The organism is Mycobacterium sp., from assembly GCF_036273375.1.
Classification (GTDB): Bacteria; Actinomycetota; Actinomycetes; order Mycobacteriales; family Mycobacteriaceae; genus Mycobacterium.
The window spans coordinates 1-3,596 of sequence record NZ_DASUHS010000285.1 but is presented as its reverse complement, the minus strand read 5'-3'; the positions used below and the strand labels follow the sequence as shown (position 1 = coordinate 3,596).

Annotated in this window: 4 protein-coding genes and 1 pseudogene; all 5 read left to right on the top strand. The window is 67.3% G+C overall.

Features of this window, described 5'->3' with window-relative positions; translation table 11 throughout:
• A partial coding sequence (locus tag VFW69_RS25120; RefSeq protein ID WP_526505772.1) for a nickel-dependent hydrogenase large subunit occupies nt 1-924 on the top strand: 924 nt, incomplete at its 5' end.
• A 3-nt stretch (nt 925-927) separates the two neighbouring features.
• The gene (locus tag VFW69_RS25115; RefSeq protein ID WP_526505770.1) at nt 928-1,860 is read left to right on the top strand and encodes a NifU-related iron-sulfur-binding protein; all 933 of its coding nucleotides are present in this window, start codon (nt 928-930) and stop codon (nt 1,858-1,860) included.
• 46 nt (nt 1,861-1,906) lie between these two features.
• A complete protein-coding gene (locus VFW69_RS25110; protein ID WP_526505768.1) occupies nt 1,907-2,551 on the top strand; it encodes a DUF5947 family protein in 645 nt (214 codons plus the stop codon).
• On the top strand, nt 2,548-3,204 hold the full coding sequence (locus tag VFW69_RS25105; protein ID WP_526505766.1) for a DUF6084 family protein: 657 nt from the start codon (nt 2,548-2,550) through the stop codon (nt 3,202-3,204). The genes VFW69_RS25110 and VFW69_RS25105 overlap by 4 nt, the downstream gene beginning before the upstream one ends.
• Nucleotides 3,201-3,596 (top strand): annotated as a pseudogene (locus VFW69_RS25100) (hypothetical protein); the annotation flags it as partial. The gene VFW69_RS25105 and the pseudogene VFW69_RS25100, both read left to right, overlap by 4 nt.

Genomic DNA, 3,596 nt, shown 5'->3' with positions numbered 1-3,596 from the left:
ATGTTCGTCACCCCGGGCGTGGTGGTCGACGGCAAGCTGGTCACCCACTCGCTGGTGGACATCAACCTCGGCATCCGAATCCTCTTGGGCAGTTCATATTACGACGACTGGACCGACCAGGAGATGTTCGTCAAGACCGATCCGCTGGGCAACGCGGTGGACCGGCGCCACCCGTGGAACCAGCACACCAACCCGCACCCGCAGAAGCGGGACATGGAGGGCGGCAAGTACAGCTGGGTGATGTCACCGCGCTGGTTCGACGGCAAGGACCACCTGGCGCTCGACACCGGCGGCGGCCCGCTGGCCCGGCTGTGGTCGACGGCGCTGGCCGGCCTGGTCGACATCGGATACGTCAAGGCGACCGGCGACAGCGTCAAGATCAACCTGCCTAAGACGGTGCTGAAGGGACCCGTCGAGCTGGAGTGGAAGATCCCCAAGTACGGCAGCAACACGATCGAACGCGACCGGGCCCGCACCTACTTCCAGGCCTACGCGGCGGCGTGCGCTTTGCACTTCGCGGAGAAGGCGCTCGAGGAAATCCGCGCCGGACGCACGAAGACGTGGGAGCGCTTCGAGGTGCCCGACGAGGCCATCGGATGCGGCTTCACCGAGGCGGTGCGCGGTGTGCTCAGCCACCACATGGTGATCCGGGACGGCAAAATCGCCAACTATCACCCGTACCCGCCCACGCCGTGGAATGCCAACCCGCGCGACAGTTACGGCACACCGGGTCCGTACGAGGATGCGGTGCAGGGGCAGCCGATCTTCGAGGAGAACGGTCGGGACAACTTCAAGGGAATCGACGTCATGCGCACGGTGCGCAGCTTCGATCCATGCCTGCCGTGTGGCGTGCACATGTACCTGGGGAAGGGCAAATCCCTGGACAGACTGCACACGCCAACCCAGTCACCCGTCGGGGAGTGACGCATGGCGGATCGCCCGGAGAAGTCCGCGAATGACGTGCAGTGGCGTGAGGCGGGCGATCGGATCCAGACACTGCTCGATTCCTGCGCGGCAGGTGGGACCGCCGCGTATGACCGTGCGCAGCAACTGGTTCGGGAGGTAGTCGGGCTTTACGGCGCCGGGCTGGAGCGGATCGTGCGGATGGCCGGCGATCCCGGACCGGAAGGGGGGCTGGTCGAGCGGCTGGCCACCGACGACCTGGTGGCCAGCCTGCTCCTCGTGCACGGCCTGCATCCGCACGACGTGCACCGCAGGGTGTCCGACGCGCTGGAACGGGTGCGGCCCTACCTGGGTTCGCACGGCGGTGACGTCGACCTGCTCGAGGTCGTTGCGGGCGGACGCCCGGACGAATTCACCGTGCGGCTGGCCTTCAAGGGCAGCTGCAAGAGCTGCCCGTCCTCGGCGGTGACACTGGAGCTGGCCGTGCAGGATGCGGTCCGCGCGGCCGCACCGGAGATCGCTTCGATCGAGGTGGTGACTGCCGAAGCCACGACCGCTTCGGCAAGCGTCATTCCCGCCGAATCGCTCCTGGCGCACCTGCACTCCAACGGCCACGGGCCGACCGCCTGGCACTCGGCGCCCGAGCTGGCCGAGTTGATTGCCGGCGAAGTCGCGGGATACGCGATCGACGGGATAACCGTGCTGGCCTGCCGTGTCGGTGACCAGACCTTCGCCTACCGGGATCACTGCCCGGTGTGTGACGACTCGCTGGCCGGTTCGCAACTGCACGGTCGAATGCTGCGCTGTGCGGGCTGTGGGACGGATTTCGACGTCGTCGGTGCGGGCGCCGCCGCGACCGGTGGCTCGGCGGCCCATCTCGATCCGATTCCACTGCTAACCCGCGACGGCCTGCTGTCAGTGGCGTTGCGCGCCGACGTGATGGGCGCACCGGCATGACCGCCGGCGACGATGCAGAACGAAGTAATGTGCAGGAGCGGCGCATATGACAAGCCCGTTCGAGGTCCTGGCCCGCATCAGGAGCGACCGGCGCGCCCCCGAGCCCGCGGGCGAGCGCTGCGAGATGTGCGCGGAGTCAATCGCCGACGAGCACCAGCACGTGGTCAATGCGGCCGGGCGCCAACTCCTGTGCGTCTGCCGCGCCTGCTATCTGCTGTTCACCGACACCGAAGCCGACCTGCGTTATCGCGCGGTGCCGGACCGGTATCTGTCGTTTCCCGACTTCGCGCTGGATCGCCTGGTGTGGGAGGCACTGCAGATCCCGGTCGGTGTCGCCTTCTTCTTCACCAACTCCGCCCTGGGGCACACCGTCGCCTTTTACCCGGGGCCTGCCGGGGCAACCGAATCCGAGCTGGATATGGAGGTCTGGGACACCATCCGCGCCGCCGACCCGCGGGTGAGCCTGCTGGCCGACGACGTGGAGGCGCTGCTCGTCCGGGTAGCCGACGGCGCTCAGGATCGCGAATTGTCGCAGCCACAAACGTATCTGGTACCCATCGATGCCTGCTACGAATTCGTCGGACGCCTCCGCTTGGTGTGGCGCGGCTTCGACGGCGGCCAGCAGGCCCGCGAATTCATCGACGGCTTCTTCGACCGGCTCGCCGCCCGTGCCACGAAGACACCGCGATGAACGGCCCGCCGATGAACGTGAGCTTCGCGGTCCTGGACGTGACCGCCGAACCCTACAGCGTCAGCCCGGTCCTCACCGCCCGCGTCGGCGTCACCGCCAGCGGCGACGACCCGGTGCACGCCATCGCCCTGCGGTGCCAGGTCCGGATCGAGCCGCTGCGCCGTTCCTACACCGACGACGAAGCGGCCGGGCTGATGGATCTGTTCGGCGGCCGCGAACGCTGGGCCAGCACCCAACGCACCTTCCTTTGGCAGCATTGCGTCACGATGGTGCCGGGGTTCACCGGTCACACGACCGCGGCCCTGCCCCTGGAATGCACGTACGACTTCGAGGTGGCCGCCGCCAAATACCTGCACGCGCTGCGCGACGGCGCGGTCCCGCTGCAGTTCCTGTTCAGCGGAACGATTTTCGTCAACTCCGAGCGCGGATTCTCGGTCCAGCAGGTGTCGTGGGACTGCGAGGACAACTACGCCATGCCGGTCACGGTCTGGCGTGACCTGGTCGCACAGCACTATCCCAACAGCGGATGGATTCGGCTGAGCCACGAGACCGTCACGCAACTGGCCGGTTACAAGTCAGCCCACGGAATGATCGACTTCGACCACGCGGTCACCTCGTTGCTGGATGCCGCCGACCGCGAGGTGACGCGATGACCTCGAGCTGGGATAGGGCCCGCGCCGTCGCCGACGCGGTGCTCTACGAAGGCTATCTGCTCTACCCGTACCGAGGGACATCCAGCAAGAATCAATCACGCTGGCAATTCGGGGTTTTGGGGACCCCCGGCGCGGCCGAATCCGGTCTGGGCGAAGACGACACCCTGTCCGCGGATTTCCTGGTCGACGGCGCTCGCGCTCTGACGCTGGTGGTGAGGTTCCTGCAGTTGCAGCACCGGCGGGCCGAACGAGCCACCAGTGCGGACGATTTCGCGGCCGTCGACGAACTGCGGACGCCGGACGGGTCGTGGCTGACCTGGGACGAAGCGGTGGAATGCGAAATCTCCTTCGGCCCCCTTGCGTTCGGCGATCAGCCCTGGTCGCTGCCGGTG